The sequence below is a fragment of the Pseudomonas sp. NY8896 genome, from assembly GCF_039634505.1.
Genome location: NZ_CP132350.1, coordinates 2,561,971 through 2,587,917 on the forward strand (window position 1 = coordinate 2,561,971; position 25,947 = coordinate 2,587,917).

The following is a 25,947-nucleotide window of genomic DNA, read 5'->3' on the forward strand; positions in this document are numbered from 1 at the left end:
GTACCTGCAGTAAGCCGAGGTGCGGGTGGTGAGCCCGCACTGAGGTAAAACCCGAACAAGGGCCCACAAAGCCCGCGTTCATTACCTATGAAGATATGAGACCAGCAGGGGCTTTCCGGGCTGGTACCCGGAAAATCAGCAGGATCCAAGTGGCGTGGTTCAGTCGCTGTTTTCGGACTTTTCCAGGTTTGCTGTGGCTCTCGCCGATCAGTCCCCTAATCGAGGGTGACCAAGCATGCAAGAAAGCGTGATGCAGCGCATGTGGGATAGCGCCCACCTTTCAGGTGGTAACGCTGCATATGTGGAAGAGCTCTACGAACTCTACCTGCACGACCCTAACGCTGTGCCAGAAGAGTGGCGCACTTACTTCCAGAAGTTGCCAGCCGACGGCAGCACCGCTACCGATGTATCGCACTCGACAATCCGCGACCATTTCGTACTGCTGGCAAAGAACCAGCGCCGCGCCCAACCGGTTTCCGCCGGGAGCGTGAGCAGTGAACACGAGAAGAAGCAGGTTGAAGTTCTGCGACTGATCCAGGCCTATCGTATGCGCGGCCATCAGGCTGCCAAGCTCGACCCGTTGGGGTTGTGGCAGCGCCCTGCGCCCGTAGACCTGTCGATCAATCACTACGGCTTGACCAATGCCGATCTTGATACGACCTTCCGTGCCGGCGACCTGTTCATCGGCAAAGAGGAGGCGAGCCTACGCGACATCTTCGATGCACTCCAGAAGACATATTGTCGCACCATTGGCGCCGAATTCACCCACATCGTCGATTCCGAGCAGCGCAGCTGGTTCCAGCAGCGCCTGGAAAGCGTGCGCGGCCGTCCGGAGTTTTCCGCTGACGTGCAGGCCCACCTGCTCGAGCGCGTGACCGCCGGTGAGGGCCTGGAAAAATACCTGGGCACCAAGTACCCGGGCACCAAGCGCTTCGGCCTTGAAGGTGGCGAGAGCCTGATCCCGATGCTGGATGAAATGATCCAGCGTTCCGGCTCCTACGGGACCAAGGAAGTCGTGATCGGCATGGCTCACCGTGGCCGCCTGAACGTCCTGGTGAACACCTTCGGCAAGAACCCGCGCGAGCTGTTCGACGAGTTCGAAGGCAAGAAGATGAACGAGCTGGGCTCCGGTGACGTGAAGTATCACCAGGGCTTCTCCTCGAACGTGATGACCACCGGTGGCGAAGTTCACCTGGCCATGGCGTTCAACCCGTCCCACCTGGAAATCGTTTCGCCTGTGGTCGAAGGTTCGGTGCGCGCCCGTCAGGATCGCCGCAACGACACCGTTGGCGACAAGGTGCTGCCGATCTCGATCCACGGCGACGCAGCATTCGCCGGCCAGGGCGTGGTCATGGAAACCTTCCAGATGTCGCAGACCCGCGGTTTCAAGACCGGCGGCACCGTGCACATCGTGATCAACAACCAGGTTGGCTTCACCATCAGCAACCCGCTGGACGCGCGCTCCACCGAGTACGCCACCGACGTTGCCAAGATGATCCAGGCGCCGATCCTGCACGTGAACGGCGATGACCCGGAAGCGGTGCTGTTCGTCACCCAGCTGGCCATCGACTACCGCATGCAGTTCAAGCGTGACGTGGTCATCGACCTGGTCTGCTACCGTCGTCGCGGCCACAACGAGGCTGACGAGCCGAACGGCACCCAGCCGCTGATGTACCAGCAGATCAGCAAGCAGCGCACCACTCGCGAGCTGTATGCAGAAGCGCTGATCCAGGCCGGTCGCATCGATGCCGAGCGTGCTCAGGCCAAGATCGACGAGTACCGCAACGCCCTGGACAATGGCCTGCATGTAGTGAAGAGCCTGGTCAAGGAACCGAACCGCGAGCTGTTCGTCGACTGGCGTCCTTACCTGGGCCATGCCTGGACCGCGCGTCACGACACCCGCTTCGACCTCAAGACCCTCCAGGACCTGTCGGCCAAGCTGCTCGAGCTGCCAGAAGGTTTCGTGGTCCAGCGTCAGGTATCGAAGATCTACGAAGACCGTCAGAAGATGCAGGCCGGTGGCTTGCCGATCAACTGGGGTTATGCAGAGACCATGGCCTACGCCACCCTGCAGTTCGAAGGTCACCCGATCCGCATGACCGGCCAGGACATCGGCCGTGGCACCTTCTCGCACCGTCACGCGGTGCTGCACAACCAGAAGGACGCCAGCACCTACATTCCGCTGCAGAACCTGTTCCCAGGCCAGCCACGTTTCGACCTGTACGATTCGTTCCTGTCCGAGGAAGCGGTACTGGCGTTCGAATACGGCTATTCCACCACCACGCCGAACGCGTTGGTGATCTGGGAAGCCCAGTTCGGCGACTTCGCCAACGGTGCACAAGTGGTGATCGACCAGTTCATCACCAGCGGTGAGCACAAGTGGGGCCGCCTGTGCGGTCTGACCATGCTGCTGCCACACGGTTATGAAGGGCAGGGCCCGGAGCACTCCTCCGCGCGTCTGGAGCGTTACCTGCAGCTGTGCGCCGAGCACAACATCCAGGTCTGCGTACCGACCACCCCAGCACAGATCTACCACCTGCTGCGTCGCCAGGTCATCCGTCCGCTGCGCAAGCCGCTGGTGGTCCTGACGCCGAAGTCGCTGCTGCGCCACAAACTGGCCATCTCGACGCTGGAAGACCTGGCAGAAGGCTCGTTCCAGACCGTGATCCCGGAAATCGACGCAATCGATCCGGCCAAGGTCGAGCGCCTGGTGCTGTGCAGCGGCAAGGTCTACTACGACCTGCTGGAAAAACGCCGTGCCGAAGGCCGTGAAGACATCGCCATCCTGCGTCTCGAGCAGCTGTACCCGTTCCCGGAGGACGACCTGGTCGAAATCCTGGCGCAATACAGCAACCTCAAGCACGCCGTATGGTGCCAGGAAGAGCCGATGAACCAGGGCGCCTGGTACAGCAGTCAGCATCACATGCGCCGTATCCTGGGCCGCCACAACAAGGCATTGGTCCTGGAGTACGCCGGTCGCGACGCTTCTGCCGCGCCAGCCTGTGGTTACGCTTCGAAGCACGCCGAACAGCAGGAAAAACTGCTGCAAGACGCCTTCACTGTCTAACGCCTTCGCGCACCTGAAACCGAATTTAAGGAAACACTGATAATGGCTATCGAGATCAAAGCCCCAACCTTCCCGGAATCGGTTGCCGATGGCACCGTTGCCACCTGGCACAAGAAGCCGGGCGAAGCCGTCAAGCGTGACGAGCTGATCGTCGACATCGAGACCGACAAGGTTGTCCTGGAAGTTCTGGCTACCGCCGATGGCGTGCTGGGCGACATCGTCAAGGGCGAGGGCGACACCGTCCTGTCCGACGAAGTGCTGGGTTCGATCGTTGAAGGCGGTGCTGCCGCCGCTCCAGCCGCAGCTGCCGCGCCTGCTGCTGCTCCGGCCGCTGCTGCCGCTGATGCTGGCGAAGATGACCCGGTTGCTGCCCCGGCCGCGCGCAAGCTGGCTGAAGAAAACGGCATCGACCTGGCTACCGTTGCCGGTACTGGCAAAGGCGGTCGCGTCACCAAGGAAGACGTGGTGGCTGCTGTTGCCAACAAGAAGTCGGCCCCTGCCGCTGCACCGGCTGCCAAGCCTGCTGCCGCTGCTGCACCGGTTGTCGTCGCCGCTGGCGACCGCACCGAGAAGCGCGTGCCGATGACTCGCCTGCGTGCCAAGATCGCCGAGCGTCTGGTCGAAGCCCAGTCGAACATGGCCATGCTGACCACCTTCAACGAAGTCGACATGACCGAAGTCATGGCCCTGCGTTCGAAGTACAAGGACCTGTTCGAGAAGACCCATAACGGCGTACGCCTGGGCTTCATGTCGTTCTTCGTCAAGGCCGCCACCGAAGCCCTGAAGCGCTTCCCGGCTGTCAACGCCTCGATCGACGGTAACGACATTGTCTACCACGGCTTCGCTGACGTGGGTGTTGCGGTTTCCAGCGACCGTGGCCTGGTGGTCCCGGTACTGCGCAACGCCGAGTCGATGAGCCTGGCTGAAATCGAAAACGGCATTGCCACCTTCGGCAAGAAAGCCCGTGACGGCAAACTGTCGATCGAAGAAATGACCGGCGGTACCTTCACCATCACCAACGGCGGCACCTTCGGTTCGATGATGTCGACCCCGATCGTCAACCCGCCGCAGGCCGCGATCCTCGGCATGCACAACATCATCCAGCGCCCGATGGCCGTCAATGGTCAGGTCGTGATTCGCCCGATGATGTACCTGGCACTGTCCTACGATCACCGCCTGATCGATGGTAAGGAAGCGGTAACCTTCCTGGTCACCATCAAGAACCTGCTGGAAGATCCGTCTCGCCTGCTGCTGGACATCTAACCCTCTGGCTGCGTACCGTGCCGGCCTTGGCTTCGCAAGAAGCCATGCCGCGCGGTTCGCGGCTTGTAGCTTGTAGCTGATAAGGAATCTTTTATGACCCAGAAATTCGACGTAGTGGTGATTGGTGCAGGTCCTGGCGGCTATGTGGCTGCCATCAAGGCTGCCCAACTTGGTCTGAAGACTGCCTGTATCGAGAAGTACACCGACGCCGAGGGCAAGCTGGCCCTGGGCGGCACCTGCCTGAACGTAGGTTGCATTCCTTCCAAGGCGCTGCTGGACAGCTCCTGGAAATACAAGGAAGCCAAAGAGAGCTTCAACGTCCACGGTATCTCCACTGGCGAAGTGAAGATGGACGTCGCCGCGATGGTTGGCCGCAAGGCTGGCATCGTCAAGAACCTGACCGGTGGCGTTGCCACCCTGTTCAAGGCCAACGGCGTTACTTCGATCCAGGGCCACGGCAAGCTGCTGGCTGGCAAAAAAGTCGAAGTCACCAAGGCTGACGGCACCACCGAAGTCATCGAAGCCGAGAACGTGATCCTGGCTTCCGGCTCGCGCCCGATCGACATTCCACCGGCCCCGGTCGACCAGAACGTCATCGTCGACTCCACCGGCGCCCTGGAATTCCAGACCGTACCGAAGCGCCTGGGCGTTATCGGTGCTGGCGTGATCGGCCTGGAGCTGGGTTCGGTATGGGCTCGTCTGGGTGCTGAAGTCACTGTCCTGGAAGCCCTGGACACCTTCCTGATGGCTGCCGACACCGCTGTGTCGAAAGAAGCCCAGAAGACCCTGACCAAGCAAGGCCTGGACATCAAGCTGGGCGCTCGCGTCACCGGCTCGAAAGTCAACGGCAACGAAGTCGAAGTCACCTACACCAACGCCGAAGGCGAGCAGAAGATCACCTTCGACAAGCTGATCGTCGCGGTCGGCCGTCGCCCGGTGACCACCGATCTGCTGGCTGCCGACAGCGGCGTGACCATCGACGAGCGTGGCTACATCTTCGTCGACGATCACTGTGCCACCAGCGTTCCGGGCGTGTTCGCCATCGGTGACGTGGTACGCGGCATGATGCTGGCCCACAAGGCGTCGGAAGAGGGCATCATGGTGGTCGAGCGCATCAAAGGCCACAAGGCCCAGATGAACTACGACCTGATCCCGTCGGTTATCTACACCCACCCGGAAATCGCATGGGTCGGCAAGACCGAACAGGCCTTGAAGGCCGAGGGCGTTGAGGTTAACGTGGGCACCTTCCCGTTCGCGGCCAGCGGCCGTGCGATGGCTGCCAACGACACCGGTGGTTTCGTCAAGGTCATCGCCGATGCCAAGACCGACCGCGTCCTGGGTGTACACGTGATTGGCCCATCGGCTGCCGAACTGGTGCAGCAGGGCGCAATCGCAATGGAATTCGGCACCAGTGCCGAGGATCTGGGCATGATGGTCTTCAGCCATCCGACCCTGTCCGAAGCGTTGCATGAAGCAGCGCTGGCAGTGAATGGCGGCGCCATTCACGTGGCCAACCGTAAGAAGCGTTAATTATAAGAAACCACGGCGGGCAGCCCGTCGTGAGTCTTGCGTGCATGACTCACCGCGGAACGTCCGCCGGACCGGATCACATGGGAAAACCCGGGGTCAACGGTCACAGGTGGTGCGGCGCCAGTAATGGCGCAGCGCCGAAGCGCAGTACCTAACGAAGACGGTAAAAAGCATGAATCTTCACGAGTATCAGGGTAAGCAGCTGTTCGCTGAATACGGCCTGCCAGTTTCCAAGGGTTTCGCAGTCGATACCCCTGAAGCTGCAGCAGAAGCTTGCGACAAGATCGGCGGTTCCGAGTGGGTTGTAAAAGCTCAGGTTCACGCGGGTGGTCGCGGCAAAGCGGGCGGCGTCAAGCTGGTTCGCAGCAAGGAAGACGCCAAGGCGTTCGCTGCGCAATGGTTGGGCAAGCGCCTGGTAACCTACCAGACCGATGCCAACGGTCAGCCAGTGACCAAGATCCTGGTCGAATCCTGCACTGACATCGCCAAAGAGCTGTACCTGGGCGCTGTAGTCGATCGCTCGAGCCGCCGTATCGTGTTCATGGCCTCCACCGAAGGTGGCGTGGACATCGAGAAAGTCGCTCACGAAACTCCTGAGAAGATCATCAAGGCTACTATCGATCCGCTGGTCGGCGCTCAGCCGTTCCAGGGTCGTGAACTGGCATTCCAGCTGGGTCTGGAAGGCAAGCAAGTTGCACAGTTCGCCAAGATTTTCGTAGGCCTGGCCAAGCTGTTCAAAGAACATGACCTGGCCCTGCTGGAAGTCAACCCGCTGGTCATCAAGGCCGACGGCGACCTGCACTGCCTGGATGCGAAGATCAACATCGACGCAAACGCCATGTACCGTCAGCCTAAGCTGAAAACCTTCCACGACCCGTCTCAGGACGACCCTCGTGAAGCCCACGCTGCCAGCTTCGAGCTGAACTACGTGGCCCTGGAAGGCAACATCGGCTGCATGGTCAACGGTGCTGGCCTGGCCATGGGTACCATGGACATCGTCAACCTGCACGGCGGCAAGCCGGCCAACTTCCTCGACGTTGGCGGTGGTGCTACCAAAGAGCGCGTTACCGAAGCGTTCAAGATCATTCTGTCCGACAGCAATGTCGCGGCCGTTCTGGTCAACATCTTCGGCGGCATCGTTCGCTGCGACATGATTGCCGAAGGCATCATCGGTGCAGTGAAAGAAGTCGGCGTTAAAGTTCCGGTTGTGGTTCGCCTCGAAGGCAACAACGCCGAACTGGGCGCTAAAGTACTGGCAGAAAGCGGTTTGAACATCATTGCGGCAACCAGCCTGACCGACGCTGCTCAACAAGTTGTCAAAGCTGCGGAGGGCAAGTAATGAGCGTCCTGATCAATAAAGACACCAAAGTCATCTGCCAGGGCTTCACCGGCTCGCAAGGTACTTTCCACTCCGAACAGGCCATCGCCTACGGCACCAAGATGGTCGGCGGCGTAACCCCAGGCAAGGGTGGCACCACCCACCTGGGCCTGCCGGTGTTCAACACCGTCAAGGAAGCCGTGGAAGCTACCGGCGCTGACGCTTCGGTCATCTACGTACCGGCTCCGTTCTGCAAAGACTCGATCCTGGAAGCTGCCTTCGGCGGCATCAAGCTGATCGTCTGCATCACCGAAGGCATTCCTACCCTGGACATGCTGGATGCCAAGGTCAAGTGCGACGAGCTGGGCGTGACCCTGATCGGCCCTAACTGCCCAGGTGTCATCACCCCGGGCGAGTGCAAGATCGGCATCATGCCAGGCCACATCCACCTGCCAGGCAAGGTCGGTATCGTTTCGCGTTCCGGCACCCTGACCTACGAAGCTGTGAAGCAGACCACCGACGCCGGCTTCGGCCAGTCGACCTGCGTCGGCATCGGCGGTGACCCGATCCCGGGCTCCAACTTCATCGACATCCTGAAGCTGTTCCAGGAAGACCCGAAGACCGAAGCGATCGTCATGATCGGTGAGATCGGCGGTTCGGCTGAAGAAGAAGCTGCGGCCTACATCAAGGCCCACGTGACCAAGCCAGTCGTTTCCTACATCGCTGGTGTTACCGCACCTGCGGGCAAGCGCATGGGCCACGCTGGCGCCATCATCTCCGGCGGCAAGGGCACTGCGGACGAGAAGTTCGCCGCCCTGCAGGACGCTGGTGTGAAGACCGTGCGTTCCCTGGCTGACATCGGCAAGGCCCTGGCCGAGCTGACTGGCTGGGAAGCCAAGAAGTAATACTGCTACACCCCCCACGCGCACAGAGGCCACCTTCGGGTGGCCTTTGTCGTTTCTGGGGGCATCACAGGCGGCGAGGAAACTTGATGAGTTTGATAGGAATTTTCGTACAGACGAAGTTTTCAAGTGGAGGATAATTCTTACTGTCTTCGGTCGCACAGACGACAAACATGTACGCACATCGGACAAGCAGCACTGTGCCAGTGCGTTTAACTGACAAAACAGTTACATTACGCGTTCACTCTGTGCCCGTACCCCAAAAGGGAACGACACGCTAAACGGGTCTGGCCTATCAAGCCGGGCAGCATTTCCCCTCATCCAAAGGGAAATCCCCTCTCGAATCCCGATTTCAGCAGTGTGGTACTACCTTAAATGAAAGTTCTCAAAGGCCAGGATATCCTGGCGCTTGGCTTTATGACGTTTGCGCTTTTCGTTGGCGCAGGCAATATCATCTTCCCGCCTATCGTCGGTCTGCAGTCTGGTCCGCACGTGTGGATGGCAGCCCTGGGCTTCCTGGTCACTGCCGTGGGCCTGCCAGTCATCACCGTGGTCGCGCTGGCCAAGGTCGGTGGCGGCATGGATGCCCTGAGCAGCCCGATCGGCAAGTTCTTCGGCGGCCTGCTGGCAGCCGTGTGCTACCTGTCGGTCGGTCCGCTGTTCGCCACCCCGCGCACCGCGACCGTGTCGTTCGAAGTGGGTGTTGCACCGCTGACCGGTGAAAGCCCGCTGGCGCTGTTCATCTACAGCCTGGTGTACTTCGCCGTGGTACTGGCCGTGTCCATGTACCCTGGCAAGTTGCTCGACACCGTGGGCCGCTTCCTGGCGCCGTTGAAGATCATCGCTCTGGCCGTGCTGGGCATCGCTGCTTTCGCGCTGCCGGCCGGGACCATTGGTGAGGCACAGCCTGCCTATGCTGCGGCTGCGTTCTCCAAGGGCTTCTCCGATGGCTACCTGACCATGGACACCCTGGGTGCCTTGGTGTTCGGTATCGTCATCGTCAACGCCATCCGCTCGCGCGGTGTCGAGTCGCCGAAGTTGATCACTCGCTACGCCATCATCGCCGGCCTGATCGCAGGTGTTGGCCTGGCGCTGGTGTATGTCAGCTTGTTCCGTCTGGGTGCCGGCAGCCATGACATCGCGGCTGATGCCACCAACGGTGCTGCGGTTCTGCATGCCTACGTGCAGCACACCTTCGGCTCGCTGGGCAGCGGCTTCCTGGCCGTGTTGATCGCACTGGCCTGTCTGGTGACCGCGGTTGGCCTGACCTGTGCCTGCGCCGAGTATTTCAGCCAGATCCTGCCGCTGTCGTACCGTGCATTGGTGGTGATCCTGGCCGGCTTCTCGTTGCTGATCTCCAACCTTGGCCTGACCAAGCTGATCATGTTCTCGATCCCGGTGCTTACCGCCATTTACCCGCCTTGCATCGTGGTGGTTGGCCTGAGCTTCGTGAAGGACCTGTGGAACTCGCCGACCCGCATCCTGGCGCCGGTGATGCTGGTGTCGCTGGTGTTCGGCATGGTTGACGCAATCAAGGGCAGCAGCATTGCCCATGTGCTGCCGGACTTCATGGCGCATCTGCCGTTGAGCGACCAGGGCCTGGCCTGGCTTGTGCCTTCCGTGGTGACCCTGGTTGGCGCCGTGGCTTGCGACCGCATGCTCGGCAAGCCGCGCGAGGCGCTGGCCTGACCTGTTAAGTCGAAGCCTGAGGGCGGCACCGGCCACAAGCCGAAAGGTGCTCGCCAAGGGCCTAGGCAGAAAAGCCCCGTATCCGCAAGGATGCGGGGCTTTTTGTTTGCCGGCATGATCAGAGGAAAATTCAGGACGGTGTGTGCCTTTTGCCGCTTGCCAGCGTCGAAACCCGGTCCCTATTCTCTAGGCACCTGGCCCTCTCGGGAACCCTGCATGAACTTCATCCAAAGCAACCTCAACAACCTGCTGGCCGTGGCTTGGTTCGCCCTATGCTGGGGAGGTTATACCCGCTATGCCATCTGGAAGGGCCGTGACACCGCATGCCTGGCCAGCGTGCTGCACCTGTACCGCGAAGACTGGATGCGCCGCATGCTGCTGCGCGACAATCGCATCGCCGATGCCAGCGTAATCGGTAACCTCGAGCGCAACGCGTCGTTCTTTGCGTCCAGTACCCTGATCATTCTCGCCGGTATCCTTACCGTGCTTGGAGCGTCCGACCGGGCGCTGTCGTTGCTGGCCGACTTGCCGCTGGTGCAGCAGACCTCTCAAGGCATGTCGGAGATCAAGTTGCTGTGCCTGGCCACGGTGTTTGTCTACGCCTTCTTCACCTTCAGCTGGTGTATGCGCCAATACAACTTCGCCGCCGTACTGGTGGGTTCGGCACCGATGATCGGCGAGCGGCTGGTCAATGAGCTGGAGCGCAAGGCATTCGCTTCACGGGCGGCTCGGGTATTGTCGTTGGCAGCTAACCAATTCAACCTGGGTTTGCGTTCGTATTACTTCGGCATGGCGATGTTGAGCTGGTTCATCAGCCCATGGCTGTTCATGGCCATGAGTGTCGGGGTAGTGCTTATTCTGTACCGGCGAGAGTTCCATTCGGATGTGCTGGATGTGATGGTGTTCACACCTACCGAAAGTGTCACCAACGAGCCGGTCAAAGAAAGTACTGCTGCCAGCAACTGAAACGATTAATCCAAATGTTGTAGATACAAAAAAACCCGACAAAGTCGGGTTTTTTTGTTTTAGCCAATTACTGCTTGGCAGGTTCGGCTGGAGTAGCTTCTGGTGCCGGGGTGGCTGGCGCGGCTTCTGGAGCCGGAGTAGCCGGAGCGGCTTCTTCGGCAGCCTTCTGCTCGGCTTCGGCCTGATCTTTGGCGGCTTCGGCGTTTTCCTTAGCGGCTTCGTTCATTTTATCCTGAGCTTCGCCCGCTTTTTCCTGGGCTTGCTCGGCGTGTTGCTGTGCGTCCTGGGCTTTGTCTTCGCTCGCTTTATCGCAAGCGGCCAGGCCCATGGCAGCAGCCAGCATCAGAGCAAAAGCAAAAGGTTTACGCATGGGGGTGTTTCTCCTTGGTGGAATAAGTGACTTGTTCCTTCGAGTGCAACTACGCGGAATAAGTTCCGCGAAGGTTACAGATATATAACGCCGTGTTCTATATAGACTTTTTAACGAATTTATGCCGCTGCAGCGCAGCCAGTGGGAAGCGCCAATGAGTGATTCAACCTTGATGGCCATGGCCGAGCGTTTTCTTTCGGCATTGAAACATTGTCAGCTGTTGCAGATGCGCGTGGCGCAAGCCGATGGCGATGGCATGACCCTGATCCTGCCCTGGTCACCGGCCATTGTCGGCAACCCGCAAACCGGCGCCGTGCATGGCGGTGCGCTGACCACACTGATGGACACCACCTGCGGTATGGCCACGCTGTGCGTGCTGCCGCGCTTCGAAGTGTGCCCGACGCTGGACCTGCGCATCGACTACATGCACCCGGCCGAGGCCGGCAAGGACATCTACGGCCACGCACAATGCTATCGGGTTACCCGAGACGTGATCTTCACCCGTGGCACCGCCTATCAGGATGACCCCGCACAGCCAATCTGCCAGGTGGTGGGTACGTTCATGCGCCTGGGCCAGGAGATCAAGGGTGGCATCCGTTTCGGCAACAGCCTGAAGGAGGGCGAGGCATGATTCCGCATGCGGTTCGTCAGCAACTGAACGCTGCCCATGCGGTGGGCGACTACAGGCCATTGCTGGCGCTGATTCCCTATGCCGGGCTGATCGGCATCGAATGTGAACGCCAGGGCGATGACTTGTTGTTCCGCCTGCCCGCCAGTGCGGACAACATCGGCAACCCGTTATTGCCGGCCATCCATGGCGGCGTGATCGCCGGCTTCATGGAGTTGTCGGCAGCGCTGTACCTGCTGATCTACAGCGAGAGCGCCAGCATTCCAAAGATCATCGACTTTTCCATCGACTACCTGCGCGCCGGGCATTTTCGTGACACTTACGCCCAGTGCCAACTGTGGCGCCAGGGCCGCCGAGTGACCAACGTGGCCATTACCGCCTGGCAAGGCGACAAGCAGACGCCGATTGCCACAGCCCGTGCGCATTTCAAGATCGAACCGGAAAAGCCCTTGAAATCATCTGGGCAGCCCCCATCTGAATGACATCCGCCGTTAACGCTGGCCGAACTGGCCGCCAGGCGCCAACTGTCATCAGATCGGAGTTTCGAAGACCATGACTGTGGAAACACAAAAGGAAACGTTGGGCTTCCAGACTGAGGTGAAGCAGCTGCTGCACCTCATGATTCACTCGTTGTACTCCAACAAGGAAATCTTCCTGCGGGAGCTGATTTCCAACGCCTCCGACGCCGCTGACAAGCTGCGGTTCGAAGCCCTGGCCAAGCCAGAGCTGCTCGAAGGCGACGCCGACCTGAAAATTCGCCTGAGCTTCGACAAGGACGCCGGTACCGTGACCCTCGAGGACAACGGCATCGGCATGAGCCGCGAAGACGTCATCGCCCACCTGGGTACCATCGCCAAGTCCGGCACCGCCGACTTCATGAAGAACCTCACCGGTGACCAGAAGAAGGACTCGCACCTGATCGGTCAGTTCGGCGTGGGCTTCTACTCCGCGTTCATCGTTGCCGACAAGGTTGACGTGTACAGCCGCCGTGCTGGCCAGCCAGCGGCCGAGGGTGTGCACTGGTCGTCGAAAGGCGAGGGCGAGTTCGAAGTCGCCACCATCGACAAGCCACAGCGCGGCACCCGCATCGTCCTGCACCTGAAGAAGGACGAACTGGAATTCGCTGATGGCTGGCGCCTGCGCAACGTGGTCAAGAAATACTCCGACCACATCGCTCTGCCGATCCAGTTGCCCAAAGAGCAGGCTGGCGCTGAAGGTGAAGAACAGCCGGCCGAAGAGTGGGAAACCGTCAACCGCGCCAGCGCCCTGTGGACCCGTTCGCGCACCGAGGTGAAGGACGAGGAGTACCAGGAGTTCTACAAGCACATCGGCCATGACTTCGAAAACCCGCTGGCCTGGAGCCACAACAAGGTCGAAGGCAAGCTCGAATACAACTCGCTGCTGTACGTGCCGGCCCGTGCGCCGTTCGACCTGTACCAGCGCGAAGCACCGCGCGGCCTGAAGCTGTACGTGCAGCGTGTGTTCATCATGGACCAGGCCGAGTCGTTCCTGCCGCTGTACCTGCGTTTCATCAAGGGTGTGGTCGATTCCAACGACCTGTCGCTGAACGTGTCGCGTGAAATCCTGCAGAAAGACCCGATCATCGATTCGATGAAGACCGCGCTGACCAAGCGCGTGCTGGACATGCTGGAGAAACTGGCGAAGAACGAACCCGAGCAGTACAAGGGCTTCTGGAAGAACTTCGGCCAAGTGTTGAAAGAAGGCCCGGCCGAAGACTTCGCCAACAAGGAGAAAATCGCCGGCCTGCTGCGCTTCGCTTCCACCCAGGACGACAGCGGCGAGCAGAGCGTCGCCCTGGCCGACTACCTGGCCCGTGCGAAGGAAGGCCAGGACAAGATCTACTACCTCACCGGCGAGTCGTACGCGCAGGTCAAGAACAGCCCGCACCTGGAAGTCTTCCGCAAGAAAGGCATCGAAGTGCTGCTGCTGACCGACCGTATCGACGAGTGGCTGATGAGCTACCTCAACGAATTCGACGGCAAGGCCTTCGTTGACATCGCCCGTGGCGATCTGGACCTGGGCAAGCTGGATTCGGAAGAAGACAAGAAAGCCCAGGAAGAAGTCGCCAAGGACAAGGAAGGCCTGGTCGAGCGCCTAAAAGGCGCGCTGGGTGACAGCGTGGCCGAAGTGCGCGTGTCGCACCGCCTGACCGACTCGCCGGCAATCCTGGCCATTGGCGAGCAGGACCTGGGCCTGCAGATGCGTCAAATTCTGGAAGCCAGCGGGCAGAAGGTGCCGGAGTCCAAGCCGATCTTCGAGTTCAACCCGAGCCACCCGCTGATCGAGAAGTTGGACAACGAGCAGAGCGAAGACCGCTTCGCCGAGCTGTCGCACATCCTGTTCGATCAGGCGGCCCTGGCGGCCGGTGACAGCCTGAAGGACCCGGCGGCGTACGTTCGTCGCCTGAACAAGCTGCTGGTCGAGCTGTCTGCTTGAGTTGATGCACAGGAAAGCCCGCTTCGGCGGGCTTTTTTCATGGGTGCGCCAGGCATGGCGCGTTGCGCGTAGCGCAACCCGCTTGGTTGTGGTGGCCAAAGCGGGTGACTTGGAGGTGAAAGTCCTCTACACACCCGGCAAGGGGAAGTGTTAGCCAGAGGCAAGGGTGTCGTGGGCGACCGCGAATCTGAAGGAAGCCCGAGGCAAACTGCTGGCCTGACGAACAGGAAGCGGATAGAGGCGGCACAGCGGGGTGAGGCGGCCCAAATCGTCAAAGCCCAGTACTTGCACGGGACGCTGTGACGTAAATCCGACAGGCATAAGCAGGAAGGTCACGCGAATTACCCTGGGAGATCTGCACGTTTGCCACTGTGCTACCGAGCGTCGAGAGGCGACGGGACGAGCGTGCAGAAGTCAGCCGAGGCCGTAGTAAGTGGCGGTTAACCGCGCCACCAAGGGCCGAACAGGTTATGCCGCCAGTAGGCGTCACTGTCTCGTTGGTAGCCGTAATGCAGAAATTTCCTACAACGGAATCTGTCACTCCGAATCCCGGCCAGAAGCCGAGGGTGATGCCTGACAGTGCAAAGGTGCCGGCGGCGTCAGCGACGTGGACGAACGCGGAGCCGGACACGCTGATGGAGCGGGTGCTTGCACCGGCCAACCTCAGGCGTGCGTATCAACGCGTGGTTAGCAACAAGGGGGCTCCGGGTGCCGATGGCATGACGGTCGCTGACTTGGCGGGCTACGTGAAACAGTATTGGCCAACCCTCAAGGCCAGGTTGCTGGCCGGTGAATACCATCCCCAAGCAGTGCGAGCGGTTGAAATTCCCAAGCCGCAGGGCGGCACACGGCAACTGGGAATCCCCACCGTCGTGGATCGCCTGATCCAGCAAGCATTACAGCAACAACTCACGCTACTCTTCGATCCGCTGTTTTCGGACTACAGCTACGGTTTTCGTCCGGGCAAAAGCGCTCACCAAGCCGTTGAACTGGCCCGCTCCCATGTGGCGGCGGGGCATCGCTGGTGCGTGGAGCTTGATCTGGAAAAGTTCTTTGATCGGGTCAACCACGACATCCTGATGGCCTGCTTGCAGCGTCGCGTCGAAGACAAGCGAGTGCTTAGGCTCATCCGCCGCTACCTTGAAGCTGGGGCCATGTCGGGCGGTATCGTCAGCCAACGGCAAGAGGGGACACCGCAAGGCGGCCCACTCTCGCCGTTGCTGTCGAATATCCTTCTGGATGAGCTCGACCGCGAATTGGAACGGCGGGGTCATCGCTTCGTGCGCTACGCCGATGATGCGAACATTTATGTGCGCAGTCCTCGGGCGGGCGAGCGGGTGTTGGCCAGTATCGAGCGCTTCCTGTGCCATCGTTTGAAACTGACGGTGAACCGGAAGAAGAGCCAAGTAGCAGGGGCTTGGAAGTGTGACTACTTGGGTTACGGGATGAGCAGGCACCAGCAACCAAGGCTGCGTGTGGCAACGATGAGCCTGGGGCGCTTACGCGACCGACTCAGAATATTGCTACGCAGTGTAAGGGCCCGCAAAGTGGCGACTGTCATTGAGCGAATCAACCCTGTCCTGCGAGGCTGGGCTGGCTACTTCAAGCTCAGCCAGAGCAAACGCCCACTTGAGAAATTGGATGGTTGGGTCAGGCATAAACTTCGCTGCGTCATCTGGCGTCAATGGAAACGGCCCTCAACGAGGGCGCGCAACCTGATGCGCCTGGGCCTGAGCGAAGAACGTGCCTGTAAATCGGCCTTTAATGGCCGAGGCCCGTGGTGGAACTCGGGAGCATCTCATGTGAATCAGGCGCTACCGAAGAGGCTATGGGATAGGTTCGGACTGGTCTCGATACTGGATACGATAAACCGGCTTAGCCGTATAACCTGAACCGCCGTGTACGGAACCGTACGCACGGTGGTGTGAGAGGACGGCGGCTGTGAAGCCGCCTCCTACTCGATTGAGCTAAGGAGTGCTTGATGAGCAAGGTAATCGTCGAATCGTTGGTTTATCACCTGTCCGGCAAAACCTATGAAAGCCGCCTGGTCTATGAGCCAGGTGCGCTGCCGAAGCCCGGCCTGGTGATGGCGCCGAACTGGATGGGCATTGGTGAAGGCGCCGAGCGTATCGCCAAGGAAGTGGCCGAGAAGGGCTACGTGGTGTTGATTGCCGACCTGTACGGTCAATCGGTGCGCCCGTCCAACGCCGACGAGGCGGGTGCGGCGATGATGCCGTTGAAGAATGATCGCAGCGAGCTGCGCAAGCGCATGCAGGAAGCCCTGGCGCAGTTGCTGGGGCAGTCGAAGGCGCTACTGGAGCCGGGCAAGGTCGCAACCTTCGGCTTTTGCTTCGGTGGCTGCTGTGCGCTGGAGCTGGCGCGTACCGGCGCCGACCTGCGTGCGGCGGTGTCGTTCCACGGCACCCTGGACACGCCGAACCCGGAGGATGCCAAGCGCATCAAGGGCTCGGTGCTGGTGCTGCATGGCGCTGCCGACCCATTGGTGCCGAAAGAGCAGCTGCCGGCGTTCGAGGACGAGATGAACGCCGCCAAGGTGGACTGGCAGTTGCTGAGCTATGGCGGGGCAGTGCACTCGTTCACCGACCCGAATGCCAATGTGCCGGGTAAGATGCAGTACGACCGCCGTACCTCGGAGCGGGCGTTCCGGTCGATGCATAACCTGCTGACGGAAGTGTTCCAGCGTTGAGATCGCAGGGGGCCGTAACGCGGCCCCCAACATTACCGTGGCAGCTCGATCCTGGAGGTTTCCCCGGGCACCACTGGCCAATCCCTCGCCGCCCAGCGTGCCCTGGCCTGCTCGATCAGCTCCGGGTCACTGGCCACGAAGTTCCAGTTCATCCGCCGTGGACCATCCAGCGGCTCCCCGCCAATCAGCACCAGCTGGCACTCACCCTCCGCGTACAGTGTCACGTCTTCGCCCTCTGGCAGTACCACCAGGCTGCACGGCTCCACGTCCGCGTCGTTCATCTGCAACTCGCCATCCAGCAGGTACAGTGCTCGCTGCGCATGCTCGGTGGGTATCGGCAAGGTGGTTGCCGGCTGCATCCGTACATGGGCATAAAGGGTAGGGGAGAGCACCGGTACCGGTGACTCCAGGCAGAACCCGCTGCCTGCAATCATGCAGATGCGCACCCCCAGGCTGTCACTGACGGGCAGGCTCGCGGCCGGGTGATGGCTGTAGCTTGCCGGGCCTTGCTCATGCTCGCGCGGCGATGCCAGCCATACCTGCAGCCCATGCAGGCGCGAGCCATGGGCCAGGGCATCTTCTGGGGTGCGCTCGACGTGGGCCACGCCGCTGCCTGCGGTCATCCAGCTGACATCACCCGGCAGCACACGCTGTGCCGAGCCGAGGCTGTCCTTGTGCAGGATCGCCCCTTCAAACAGGTAGGTCAGGGTCGACAAGCCGATATGCGGGTGTTGGCGGATGTCCATGCCATGCCCGGGGGCATAGTCGGTTTCGAGCATATGGTCGAAGAACACGAACGGGCCGACGCTGCGGCACTGGGCCGAAGGCAGCGGGCGCAGGATCGGCTGGCCCTCGACCGATTCGGCGCGCGGGCGGATGATCAGGGGGCTGCTCATGGGGTGTGTTCCAGGCGAGGTGGGTGTGCACCCAGCATAGCGGTTTGCCCGCTTCGGCTGAACCGTCTCGTTTGCCGGCCGGTCTACTGTTTTCGTATTTGTAGAAGGAAGCAGCCCATGATTGCCAGAGCGCTGGCCTGCGTAATGTTGTCTGCCTCGCTTTGCCAGGCGGCACACGCGCGCGACTACCGCTACAGCGACGCCCACCTGCACTACGTCGACTTCTTTCAGGAAAGCGAAGGCATGCCGGCGTTGCTCAAGGCCATGGACGCCGCAGGCATCGAGCAGTCGATGATTGCCGGCATTCCAGTGGCCAAGAAATGGCACGAAGACGAACCCAAGCGCCCACGCTATTACGCCGGTGACGACGCCGATGCCTATTGGTACAGCGCCACCGACACCTATGTGGCAGCGGCGCTGGAGCAGTTGCCGATTGAGCAACGAAAACGCTTTCATCCGTTTTTGACCGGCTTCAACCCGGTGGACAAGAACGCTGTCAGCCACATCGAGCGTATGCTCGAAATGAACCCGGGGTTATGGCAGGGCATTGGCGAGGTGTTCACCCGCCACGATGACCTGACCGCGCTGACCAGTGGCGACACACCGCGTGCCAACAACGAGGCCATGACGCGTATCTACCATCTGGCGGCCGAGCGTGACCTGCCGGTGCTCCTGCATTCCAACATCACCTCCAAGCGCGAGCGCAACCCGCTGTACCTGGCGGAGATTGAAGAGCCACTGCGCAATCACCCGCATACACGGTTCATCTGGGCGCATGCGGGCAGCAGCATGGAGATACACCGGCACCAGACGCAGATGGGTTTTCTGTTGCCGGTGCTCACGCGATTGCTGGAGGACTACCCGAACTTGTATGTCGACCTGTCGTGGAGTGTGCTGCAGCCTTATCTGCTGGATGACAAAGGCGTGCCGCGCAAGGAATGGCTGGCGCTGGTCGAGCGCTATCCAGAGCGGTTCATGCTGGGGTCGGATGTGGTGGGGCGGTTTGGCAGCCTGGGTGAGCAGATGCACGGGTTCAAGCCGTTTCTGGATGCCTTGCCGATAGAGGTGGCCAACAAAGTGGCCCGCGATAACTTTCTGGCTGTACTGCCCAGGCAGAAATAAGTGCGACAGGTTAAAAATAAAAACGCCCCGAACCAGTCGGGGCGTTTTCATTTACCGCATTAGCGTCTTACTTGCCTTCCCAGCGCTTGAGCACCAGGGTGGCGTTTGTGCCACCGAAGCCGAAGCTGTTGCTCATGACCGTGTCGATCTTGGCGTTTTCTTCGGTGTTACGCAGGATTGGCAGGTCGGCGACCTCTGGGTCCAGCTCATCGATGTTGGCGGAGCCGGCGATGAAGTTGTTTTCCATCATCAGCAGGCAGTAGATCGCCTCGTGCACGCCGGCGGCGCCCAGCGAGTGGCCCGACAGGCTCTTGGTCGAGCTGATCTTCGGTGCCTTGTCGCCGAACACGGCGCGAACACCTTTGATCTCGGCCACGTCACCGACCGGAGTCGAAGTACCGTGGGTGTTCAGGTAGTCGATCGGGGTGTCGACGGTAGCCAGCGCCTGCTGCATGCAGCGGATGGCACCTTCGCCGCTCGGGGCAACCATGTCATAGCCGTCGGAAGTTGCACCGTAGCCAACGATTTCGGCGTAGATCTTGGCGCCACGGGCCAGGGCGTGTTCCAGCTCCTCGACCACCACCATGCCGCCGCCACCTGCGATGACGAAGCCATCACGGTCGGCGTCATAGGCGCGCGAAGCCAGTTCCGGGGTTTCGTTGCGTTTGGTCGACAGGGCGCCCATGGCATCGAACAGGAACGACTGGCTCCAGTGCTCTTCTTCACCACCACCGGCGAAGACGATGTCTTGCTTGCCCCACTGGATCTGCTCCAGGGCGGTGCCGATGCAGTGTGCCGAAGTGGCGCAGGCCGACGAGATCGAGTAGTTCAGGCCCTTGATCTTGAACGGAGTGGCCAGGCACGCCGAAACGGTGCTGCCCATGGTGCGGGTAACGCGGTACGGGCCGACGCGCTTGACGCCTTTCTCGCGCAGGGTGTCCAGCGCTTCCATCTGGTTCAGGGTCGAGGCGCCGCCGGAGCCAGCCACCAGGCCAGTACGCGGGTTGGAAACCTGCTCTTCGGTCAGGCCAGCGTCCTTGATCGCGTCCTGCATCGCCAGATAGGCGTAGGCCGCGGCGTGGCCGACGAAGCGGTAGACCTTGCGGTCGATCAGTTCTTCGAGGTTGAGGTCGATGGACCCGGAAACCTGGCTGCGCAGCCCCATTTCCTTGTATTCCGGGTTGAAACGGATACCCGGACGGCTGTTACGCAGGTTTTCGGTGACGGTCTCTTTGTCATTGCCCAGGCACGATACGATGCCCAGACCAGTGATAACGACGCGGCGCATGCGAATAACCCTTAGAAATTGTCAGTGGAGGTGAACACGCCGACCCGCAGGCCTTCGGCAGTGTAGATCTCGCGGCCGTCGACGCTGACCGAGCCATCGGCGATGGCCATGTTCAGCTTGCCCTTCAGGACGCGCTTGATGTGAATGTTGTAGGTGACTTTCTTGGCGCTAGGCAATACCTGGCCAAAGAACTTCACTTCGCCCGAACCCAGCGCGCGGCCACGGCCTGGCAGACCCTGCCAGCCCAGGAAGAAGCCGACCAGTTGCCACATGGCGTCAAGGCCCAGGCAGCCCGGCATGACCGGATCGCCTTCGAAATGGCAGGCGAAGAACCACAGGTCCGGGGTGATATCCAGCTCGGCGACCAATTCACCTTTGCCGTACTTGCCGCCTTCTTCGCTGATATGGGTGATGCGATCGACCATCAGCATGTTCGGCGCGGGCAGTTGCGCATTACCTGGGCCGAACAGCTCACCGCGACTGCAGCGCAGCAGGTCTTCCCGAGTAAAGGCGTGTTGTTTGGTCATGCGAGCTCCTCAATAACCCCCTGTGGCAGGGGATGAATCTTCCCGGCCGGCCCGAAAACCAATGGCTTCGAGACGGCAGCCTACAGGTAGACTATTGCGTTGTGGTGAAAGTCACAGCGCACCTGCCGAAAGAAGTACAGGTGTGCACTGAAACGTCTATTTTCAGGTCCGATGAAGGTCCTGTCCAGTGTTTAAGACTGCCGCACTTTAGCATTTATCGCCAGTCGCGGTTGTCCGACCGGGTAACCAGCGCTGCAGCACCCGCTGCAGTTCGGTGCGGCGCAAGGGTTTGCTCAGGTAGTCGTCCATGCCAGCGGCCATGCAACGCTCGCGGTCGCCCTGCAAGGCGTTGGCGGTCAGGGCGATGATCGGTAGCCCGGCGCCGTTGGGCAACTGGCGGATGCGCCGGGTGGCTTCATAGCCGTCCAGGTGTGGCAGGCGGCAATCCATCAGCACGGCGGCGAAGCGCTGCTGGCCAACCAGGTCGACCGCCTCAAGGCCATCCTCGGCCGTGCATACCGCAAGCCCCAGGCTGCGCAGCATGGCCTCGATGACGCTTTGGTTGACCGGGTTGTCCTCTACCAGCAGTACCTGATCATTGTCGGGCACTATCGTTGGCGCAGTGGTGGGCGGCTTCAGTGGGACGGGGGCAGGGGTGGCGAGGGCCAGTGGCATTTCCAGGGTGAAAGTCGACCCCAGGCCCTCACGGCTTTCACCGCGCAGCTTGCCGCCCATGCGCTCGGCCAAGGTGCGGGCGATCGAAAGCCCCAGCCCGGTGCCGCCATAACGGCGGGAAATCGAGCTGTCGGCCTGCTGGAAAGCGATGAACATCATTTCCAGGCGGTCGCTGTCGATGCCGATGCCGGTGTCGCGCACGCTGCAGGTCAGCCAGATCAGTTGCCGATCGAGTACCTGCCAACGTGCTTCGACCTGTACCTGCCCGCGTTCTGTGAATTTCAGGGCGTTGCCTATCAGGTTCAGCAGGATCTGGCGGATGCGCGTGGGGTCGCCGTTCACCTGCAGTTGCTCGAAGCCGGCCGGCAGTTCCAGGTGCAGGCCCAGGCCGCGCTGCTGGGCGCTGTGCTGGAACGACTGGACACTGCTGGTGATCAACTCGCCGAGATTGAAGTCGATGTGCTCCAGTTGCAGCGCGGCGCGCTCGATACGCGAAAAGTCGAGGATGTCGTTGATGACCTTCAGCAAATGCCCGGTGGACTCGCTGGCCACTGCCGTGTAATCGGCCTGCTCGCTGCTCAGCGGTGTGGTTTCCAGCAACTGCAGCATGCCTAGCACGCCATTCATCGGTGTGCGCAGTTCATGGCTCATCATGGCCAGGAAGTCCGATTTCGCGCGGTTGGCCTGTTCAGCCTCCTCGCGAGCCTGGATCAATTCGGCAATGGCCTGCTTCTGTTCATCGCTGGCCTGTTCCAGGGCGCTGGCCAGGTTGTTGATGTGACGCGCCAGGTGGCCCAGTTCGCTGTCGTCCACCACCGGCAAGGGGGTGTTGTACTCGCCCTGCTGAATGGCCTTGACCGCATGCCCCATGTCGCTGATCGGCTTGGCCAGGCTCAGGGCCAGGCGGCGAGCCAGCAAAAAGGTGAACAGCAGGGCGAACAGTGCAAGGATACCGGCCTTGATCACGATTTCCTGTTGCCGCTGGCTGAAGGCATCATCGGACATGCCGACTATCACCCGGCCCAGGTAGTCGTCACCAATGGCCGGGGTGGTGGCCTTGCCCTGTTGCAGGAAATCGTTGTCCAGGCGGATCTGTTGCAGGCGGATGGGCGCCTGGAACACTTCTACCTGTTGTGCGCGGTTGGCGCTTTCGTCGGACTGCTCCACGTACACGAGGATGTGGTTGCGGCTGTCCTGCACTTCCAGAAAACGCACATGCGGGATGCTGAGGGTGGCGCGCATCAGCCCTTCAAGTACTTCGTTGTTGCCCGAAATCACCCCGTACTCCGACGCCGGTGCCAACTGGTTGGCGATCAGTTGCCCGGTGTGGTTGAGTTCCTGGCGCAGGTCCTGGATACGCACGAAGGTAAAGAAGCTGATCAACAGCAAGGTCAGCAGCAGGGCAGGGCCGAGGCTGATGATCTGGGTGCGGGTATGAATGTCCCAGCTCAAGCGCTTGGTCATGGGGTGGGGTCTCCTGCGGCCAGGGCCTTGGCGGCGGCGTTCGGATCGATCGGTTCAAGGCCCAGGGCGCGGGCCACCTGCTGGTTGCCACTGACGCCATAGCGTGTCGGGTACAGGCTGCGCGGCCAGCGCGCAGGCGGCTGATCGAGCAACTGGTCGAGCTCCGCCAGCCAGTCGTCCTGATCGCTGTAGGTGCTGGCCAGGGCGCCGGCGCGAACAAAACCGGCGTTCGGCCCGATCAGGGCCATCTGTCGACCGTAGCTGCTCAGCAGCAGGTTCTTCGCGGTCTTGGAGTTGTACAGGTTGGGGTCGTCCAGGCCCAGCAGCACATCGCTGCTACCCAGCAGATGCTGCAGCGGCCGGCTGTCACGCGGGTCGGACCAGTCCTGGGCGATGATCTCCAGGCCCAGGGGGCGTGCGGCATGGCGCAACTCGTCGAGCAGAAAACTGCTGTGCTCACCGTACAACACCCCAATGCGCTGGGCCTGCGGCAGCAGGTAGCGCGTCAGGCGCAATTGCCGGCCCAACGGCGCGTCACTCCACAGCAAGGTGAGAAACGCGGGGCGCGACTTTCCCAGGCGCTGTTCAGCCTGTACCCGGCTGACCCGCATGGCCAGGGCCGGTGGGCCGGCGGTTTCGCCCAGCCGCCACTCCAGTGCGGAGCTGTCGAGCAGGATCAAACGCTGGTCGGCTTTGAGCTTGCTCGGGCGCGGCAGGTCGGCTGTGGTCTGGAAATGCACATGATCGTGGGGCCGACGGCTTTCCAGCGCGGCGACGAAACTGCGGATACCGGGCTGGTCCTCAGCCCCCACCAGCAGGATTTCACTGGCCGACAGTGGCCCCAGCGGCCACAGGCACAGCAGCAACAGGCGCAGCAACAGGGCCATCAGAACTCCAGCTCCGCGCTGACGCTCAGGCGGTGGCGGCTGTCGAAGCGGTTCTGGACTGCCGTGGTTGGCTCGTCGTCCAGGCGCTGCTGCCACAGCGCTGCCAGCTCCAGGTTGCTGCCATCCACTCGAAAGCGCTTGGCCAGGCGTAGGTCCAGGCGTTCATAGCGGTACTGGTTGAGAGCATCGTCGCCGTAGTAGAACAGTGCACTCGACCAGCCGGCACCCCATTCGCGCATCCACCCGGCCGAGCCGCTGTTGTGGGCGCTGAGGCGGCGGTCGTCGGGGTTGCTGGCCCAGGCATCGACGTAGGCGTAGGTCAGGCGCAGGCGGTCGCGCAGGGTCGGGCGCCAATCCAATTGTGCCTCGCTGCCGCTGAACCGGGCCTTGTTGGCGTTGCTGGCGATGTACTGGTTGTTCTTCAGCGGTTCACTGATCATGCCGGTGATCTCGTCGTAGAACAGCTTCACATCCATGTTCAAGCCAATGTCGCTGAAAAAGCCGTTGTAGCCCAGCTCGCGCGAGCGCATGCGTTCCTGGTCGAGGTCGCCGGGGCCACGGGTCTTGACGAAGTATTCACCGTGCTGCTGGCCGAACGCGTTGGTGCTGAGGTTCTTGACCGTGTAGCTCCAGTTGACGTTGTTCTCGAACATGTCGGGCGAGCGCACTGCCTCAGAATACACCGCACGCAGGCCATGGCGTGGGGTGATCAGGTAGTTGACCGCGACGCGTGGCGTCAGCGAGCTGCCAGACAGGCGCGAGTCTTCGAACATGGCCCCGCCCTGAAGGATCCAGTGCTCGTCGGCGCGCCACTCCAGCTGGCCAAACAGGCGCCAGGTCTGGTCGTCGAGGCTGCCGTTGAAGTAGGTCTGCGAGTCGGCACGGTCATAGCGGTAGTTCATGCCACTGAGCAGGCGAAGGCTGTCGGTCAGGCTCAGGGTATCCTGGATCTCCAGGTCGTAGCGGGTTTCGCGGGTGCTCTGGTCGACATCGCCGCAGACCGGCTGGTTGCCGCCGGCCTTCCATTGCTCCTGCACTTTGTTCGAGAGGGCACTCAACACCGGGTCGCTGGTCGTTGGCAGGTCGCCCAGGGCGACACCGCGCGCTACTTTTTCGGCAAAGTCGGGGTTCATTTGCCAGAGCTGGGTCAGTTCGGCGCTGAACGATTCCAAGGCATCACAGGCGCGCCATACCTGCTGGCGATCGAAATGCTGCGCCGAACCCTGAATATAGAGGCTGTGCTCGGAGCTGAAATCCTTGGTCCAGCGCAACGAGCCGGCATAGTCCTTGGCATTGACGTCTGCGTTGTTGCCTGCCTCGTACTTGGCGAACACCGGCTGATAGGTATAAGGCCGCTGGTTGCTACCTTCCTTTGCCGCCAGTTGCCATTCCAGGGTCTGGTCAACCGCCAGGTTGTGGCTGGCACTGAGGTTGAAGCGGGTCAGGCGGCGGCTGTCGCGGTAGTCCTGGCCGAACTGGTTTTCATCGAAGCCGTCGTCTTGCTGGCCCGACACCGACAGGCGCATGTCACCGCCGTCCCAGCCAAAGCCGTGGCTGGCGTAGAAATCGTTGATGCCATCCTGGCCGCGGGTCACCTTCAGCCGCGTGCCATGGCTGTCGGCGGGGTTGCGGGTGAGGATGTTCACCACCGCCATCAGGGCGTTGGCGCCGTAGCTGACGGTGTTTGGGCCGCGGAACACCTCGATGCGCTCGATATCCTCCATGGCCAGGGGAATGTCGCTCCAGTCCACCGTGGCCAGGCCTGCGCGGTACACCGAGCGGCCATCGATCAAAACCTGCATGCGGCGTGCGTCGTTGACGTTGCTGCCGTGGTAGTTGACCGTGGGCTGGTTGCCGGCACCGTAGCCGATCATCATGCCGGGTACCAGGCGCAGCAGCTCAGGGATGTCACGGGCACCGCTGGCGCGGATCAGCTCGCTGTCGAGGACCGTCATGCTGCCCGGGACCGCCGCCGGGGATTGTTTCAGGCGTGTGGCGGTCAGAACCTGTGGCAGGTCGGACGTGTCGATGAACAGGTCGTCGGCCACGGCTGGGCCACCGAGCAGGGCAGTCAGTATGAGCAGGCGCGGGTACGGGGGCGTGCCAGGGAACACGGAGCAGCCTTGTATCAGAGTTGAAACAGGCATGGTAACTGACCTTGGCGTATTTGCCAGTGATCTGGGTTACCTGT

The 25,947-nt window shown here is 61.2% G+C and carries 20 protein-coding genes; 13 read left to right on the forward strand and 7 right to left on the reverse strand.

All coding sequences use genetic code 11. The annotated features are described in order from the left end of the window. Window positions 1-235 precede the first annotated feature (235 nt). The 7 genes from Q9451_RS11505 (at window position 236) to Q9451_RS11535 (ending at window position 10,735) form a co-directional block, all read left to right on the forward strand. Window positions 236-3,067, forward strand: coding sequence for a 2-oxoglutarate dehydrogenase E1 component (locus tag Q9451_RS11505; RefSeq protein ID WP_012273353.1), 2,832 nt, complete (start codon window positions 236-238; stop codon window positions 3,065-3,067). A 42-nt stretch (window positions 3,068-3,109) separates the two neighbouring features. Beyond that, a complete protein-coding gene (gene odhB / locus Q9451_RS11510; protein WP_012273352.1) occupies window positions 3,110-4,330 on the forward strand; it encodes a 2-oxoglutarate dehydrogenase complex dihydrolipoyllysine-residue succinyltransferase in 1,221 nt (406 codons plus the stop codon). Window positions 4,331-4,423: 93 nt separating this feature from the next. Further along, on the forward strand, window positions 4,424-5,860 hold the full coding sequence (gene lpdA, locus Q9451_RS11515; RefSeq protein WP_012273351.1) for a dihydrolipoyl dehydrogenase: 1,437 nt from the start codon (window positions 4,424-4,426) through the stop codon (window positions 5,858-5,860). A gap of 172 nt (window positions 5,861-6,032) precedes the next feature. Continuing rightward, entirely contained in the window at window positions 6,033-7,199 is a 1,167-nt protein-coding gene (gene sucC / locus Q9451_RS11520; protein ID WP_008091914.1) for an ADP-forming succinate--CoA ligase subunit beta, read from the forward strand. Continuing rightward, window positions 7,199-8,083, forward strand: coding sequence for a succinate--CoA ligase subunit alpha (sucD, locus tag Q9451_RS11525; protein WP_003254203.1), 885 nt, complete (start codon window positions 7,199-7,201; stop codon window positions 8,081-8,083). Before sucC ends, sucD begins: the two co-directional genes overlap by 1 nt. 372 nt (window positions 8,084-8,455) lie before the next feature. Beyond that, on the forward strand, window positions 8,456-9,769 hold the full coding sequence (gene brnQ / locus Q9451_RS11530; RefSeq protein ID WP_012273350.1) for a branched-chain amino acid transport system II carrier protein: 1,314 nt from the start codon (window positions 8,456-8,458) through the stop codon (window positions 9,767-9,769). Window positions 9,770-9,985: 216 nt separating this feature from the next. Then, window positions 9,986-10,735 carry a DUF599 family protein gene (locus Q9451_RS11535; RefSeq protein ID WP_012273349.1) on the forward strand — a complete coding sequence of 250 codons (750 nt, stop codon included), beginning with the start codon at window positions 9,986-9,988 and terminating at the stop codon, window positions 10,733-10,735. 67 nt (window positions 10,736-10,802) lie between these two features. On the opposite strand, the gene Q9451_RS11540 is transcribed toward Q9451_RS11535, so the two are convergent. Beyond that, window positions 10,803-11,105 (reverse strand): hypothetical protein, encoded by a 303-nt coding sequence (locus Q9451_RS11540; RefSeq protein ID WP_012273348.1) that lies wholly within the window; start codon window positions 11,103-11,105, stop codon window positions 10,803-10,805. A gap of 154 nt (window positions 11,106-11,259) precedes the next feature. Here Q9451_RS11540 and Q9451_RS11545 point away from each other — a divergent pair, with 154 nt between their 5' ends. The 5 genes from Q9451_RS11545 to Q9451_RS11565 all read left to right on the forward strand — a co-directional run bounded on the left by Q9451_RS11545 (window position 11,260) and on the right by Q9451_RS11565 (window position 16,897). Continuing rightward, the gene (locus Q9451_RS11545; protein WP_012273347.1) at window positions 11,260-11,736 is read left to right on the forward strand and encodes a PaaI family thioesterase; all 477 of its coding nucleotides are present in this window, start codon (window positions 11,260-11,262) and stop codon (window positions 11,734-11,736) included. Beyond that, complete coding sequence (locus tag Q9451_RS11550) at window positions 11,733-12,215, forward strand: PaaI family thioesterase (RefSeq protein ID WP_012273346.1); 483 nt, start codon at window positions 11,733-11,735, stop codon at window positions 12,213-12,215. Before Q9451_RS11545 ends, Q9451_RS11550 begins: the two co-directional genes overlap by 4 nt. Window positions 12,216-12,285: 70 nt before the next feature. Further along, entirely contained in the window at window positions 12,286-14,190 is a 1,905-nt protein-coding gene (gene htpG / locus Q9451_RS11555; RefSeq protein WP_012273345.1) for a molecular chaperone HtpG, read from the forward strand. A gap of 470 nt (window positions 14,191-14,660) precedes the next feature. Next, the gene (ltrA, locus tag Q9451_RS11560; protein ID WP_024718247.1) at window positions 14,661-16,082 is read left to right on the forward strand and encodes a group II intron reverse transcriptase/maturase; all 1,422 of its coding nucleotides are present in this window, start codon (window positions 14,661-14,663) and stop codon (window positions 16,080-16,082) included. 89 nt (window positions 16,083-16,171) lie between these two features. Next, complete coding sequence (locus Q9451_RS11565; protein ID WP_012273344.1) at window positions 16,172-16,897, forward strand: dienelactone hydrolase family protein; 726 nt, start codon at window positions 16,172-16,174, stop codon at window positions 16,895-16,897. 32 nt (window positions 16,898-16,929) lie between these two features. Here Q9451_RS11565 and Q9451_RS11570 read toward each other — a convergent pair whose 3' ends face one another. Next, complete coding sequence (locus Q9451_RS11570; protein WP_012273343.1) at window positions 16,930-17,793, reverse strand: pirin family protein; 864 nt, start codon at window positions 17,791-17,793, stop codon at window positions 16,930-16,932. 117 nt (window positions 17,794-17,910) lie between these two features. Here Q9451_RS11570 and Q9451_RS11575 point away from each other — a divergent pair, with 117 nt between their 5' ends. Then, on the forward strand, window positions 17,911-18,915 hold the full coding sequence (locus Q9451_RS11575; RefSeq protein WP_012273342.1) for an amidohydrolase family protein: 1,005 nt from the start codon (window positions 17,911-17,913) through the stop codon (window positions 18,913-18,915). A 67-nt stretch (window positions 18,916-18,982) separates the two neighbouring features. Here the strand turns inward: Q9451_RS11575 and fabB are convergent, their stop codons facing one another. The 5 genes from fabB to Q9451_RS11600 form a co-directional block, all read right to left on the reverse strand. Beyond that, window positions 18,983-20,203, reverse strand: a complete 1,221-nt coding sequence (fabB, locus tag Q9451_RS11580; protein ID WP_012273341.1) for a beta-ketoacyl-ACP synthase I — start codon at window positions 20,201-20,203, stop codon at window positions 18,983-18,985. An 11-nt stretch (window positions 20,204-20,214) separates the two neighbouring features. Beyond that, complete coding sequence (gene fabA / locus Q9451_RS11585) at window positions 20,215-20,730, reverse strand: 3-hydroxyacyl-[acyl-carrier-protein] dehydratase FabA (protein ID WP_012273340.1); 516 nt, start codon at window positions 20,728-20,730, stop codon at window positions 20,215-20,217. A 207-nt stretch (window positions 20,731-20,937) separates the two neighbouring features. After that, on the reverse strand, window positions 20,938-22,869 hold the full coding sequence (locus Q9451_RS11590; RefSeq protein WP_012273339.1) for an ATP-binding protein: 1,932 nt from the start codon (window positions 22,867-22,869) through the stop codon (window positions 20,938-20,940). Then, window positions 22,866-23,756, reverse strand: coding sequence for an ABC transporter substrate-binding protein (locus Q9451_RS11595; RefSeq protein ID WP_012273338.1), 891 nt, complete (start codon window positions 23,754-23,756; stop codon window positions 22,866-22,868). Before Q9451_RS11595 ends, Q9451_RS11590 begins: the two co-directional genes overlap by 4 nt. Beyond that, complete coding sequence (locus Q9451_RS11600; protein ID WP_012273337.1) at window positions 23,756-25,903, reverse strand: TonB-dependent receptor; 2,148 nt, start codon at window positions 25,901-25,903, stop codon at window positions 23,756-23,758. The genes Q9451_RS11595 and Q9451_RS11600 overlap by 1 nt, the downstream gene beginning before the upstream one ends. Between the last annotated feature and the right edge of the window lie 44 nt (window positions 25,904-25,947).

Excerpts from the sequence above, each read along its gene's own strand:
- Q9451_RS11505 (WP_012273353.1), top strand. The coding sequence starts at position 236 with ATGCAAGAAAGCGTGATGCAGCGCATGTGGGATAGCGCCCACCTTTCA.
- odhB (WP_012273352.1), top strand. The coding sequence starts at position 3,110 with ATGGCTATCGAGATCAAAGCCCCAACCTTCCCGGAATCGGTTGCCGAT.
- lpdA (WP_012273351.1), top strand. The coding sequence starts at position 4,424 with ATGACCCAGAAATTCGACGTAGTGGTGATTGGTGCAGGTCCTGGCGGC.
- sucC (WP_008091914.1), top strand. The coding sequence starts at position 6,033 with ATGAATCTTCACGAGTATCAGGGTAAGCAGCTGTTCGCTGAATACGGC.
- sucD (WP_003254203.1), top strand. The coding sequence starts at position 7,199 with ATGAGCGTCCTGATCAATAAAGACACCAAAGTCATCTGCCAGGGCTTC.
- brnQ (WP_012273350.1), top strand. The coding sequence starts at position 8,456 with ATGAAAGTTCTCAAAGGCCAGGATATCCTGGCGCTTGGCTTTATGACG.
- Q9451_RS11535 (WP_012273349.1), top strand. The coding sequence starts at position 9,986 with ATGAACTTCATCCAAAGCAACCTCAACAACCTGCTGGCCGTGGCTTGG.
- Q9451_RS11540 (WP_012273348.1), bottom strand. The coding sequence starts at position 11,105 with ATGCGTAAACCTTTTGCTTTTGCTCTGATGCTGGCTGCTGCCATGGGC.
- Q9451_RS11545 (WP_012273347.1), top strand. The coding sequence starts at position 11,260 with ATGAGTGATTCAACCTTGATGGCCATGGCCGAGCGTTTTCTTTCGGCA.
- Q9451_RS11550 (WP_012273346.1), top strand. The coding sequence starts at position 11,733 with ATGATTCCGCATGCGGTTCGTCAGCAACTGAACGCTGCCCATGCGGTG.
- htpG (WP_012273345.1), top strand. The coding sequence starts at position 12,286 with ATGACTGTGGAAACACAAAAGGAAACGTTGGGCTTCCAGACTGAGGTG.
- ltrA (WP_024718247.1), top strand. The coding sequence starts at position 14,661 with ATGCCGCCAGTAGGCGTCACTGTCTCGTTGGTAGCCGTAATGCAGAAA.
- Q9451_RS11565 (WP_012273344.1), top strand. The coding sequence starts at position 16,172 with ATGAGCAAGGTAATCGTCGAATCGTTGGTTTATCACCTGTCCGGCAAA.
- Q9451_RS11570 (WP_012273343.1), bottom strand. The coding sequence starts at position 17,793 with ATGAGCAGCCCCCTGATCATCCGCCCGCGCGCCGAATCGGTCGAGGGC.
- Q9451_RS11575 (WP_012273342.1), top strand. The coding sequence starts at position 17,911 with ATGATTGCCAGAGCGCTGGCCTGCGTAATGTTGTCTGCCTCGCTTTGC.
- fabB (WP_012273341.1), bottom strand. The coding sequence starts at position 20,203 with ATGCGCCGCGTCGTTATCACTGGTCTGGGCATCGTATCGTGCCTGGGC.
- fabA (WP_012273340.1), bottom strand. The coding sequence starts at position 20,730 with ATGACCAAACAACACGCCTTTACTCGGGAAGACCTGCTGCGCTGCAGT.
- Q9451_RS11590 (WP_012273339.1), bottom strand. The coding sequence starts at position 22,869 with ATGACCAAGCGCTTGAGCTGGGACATTCATACCCGCACCCAGATCATC.
- Q9451_RS11595 (WP_012273338.1), bottom strand. The coding sequence starts at position 23,756 with ATGGCCCTGTTGCTGCGCCTGTTGCTGCTGTGCCTGTGGCCGCTGGGG.
- Q9451_RS11600 (WP_012273337.1), bottom strand. The coding sequence starts at position 25,903 with ATGCCTGTTTCAACTCTGATACAAGGCTGCTCCGTGTTCCCTGGCACG.